This window comes from Pseudoalteromonas sp. S1650, assembly GCF_005887195.1.
Taxonomy (GTDB): domain Bacteria; phylum Pseudomonadota; class Gammaproteobacteria; order Enterobacterales; family Alteromonadaceae; genus Pseudoalteromonas; species Pseudoalteromonas simplex.
The window spans coordinates 1-335 of record NZ_PNDF01000205.1 but is presented as its reverse complement, the minus strand read 5'-3'; the positions used below and the strand labels follow the sequence as shown (position 1 = coordinate 335).

General features: G+C 37.0%; 1 pseudogene. It reads right to left on the bottom strand.

Features of this window, described 5'->3' with window-relative positions:
- Positions 1 to 25: 25 nt before the first annotated feature.
- Positions 26 to 335 (bottom strand): annotated as a pseudogene (locus CWB80_RS22800) (diguanylate cyclase); the annotation flags it as partial.

The window sequence follows — 335 nt, the reverse complement described above, 5'->3', positions numbered from 1 at the left end:
AGCTGTGCAGATGATTGTCATTACTTTAAATCTCTTCTAGTTGCCTATAACAGAGAAGCATTTCGTGGCTTACCTCTTTAGATTTCTCAGCTACTCTGTTTTCCACCTTTTGATGATTTAGCTTTAACTCTTGATTTGCTAAATGGGTTTGAATGAAGTTGCCTATTTGATGCGTTAGAAATCTAATTAACTCAGAGTCATCTTGCTTGAATTCGTGTTTTTTATTATACGCTTGGCAAACTATTAGACCAATGACACCTTGCGATGTTTTAAGTTGTTCTCCTAAACATCTATTTTCTGTTCGTTCAGCCTGGACGTCTACGGGCCTTACAACA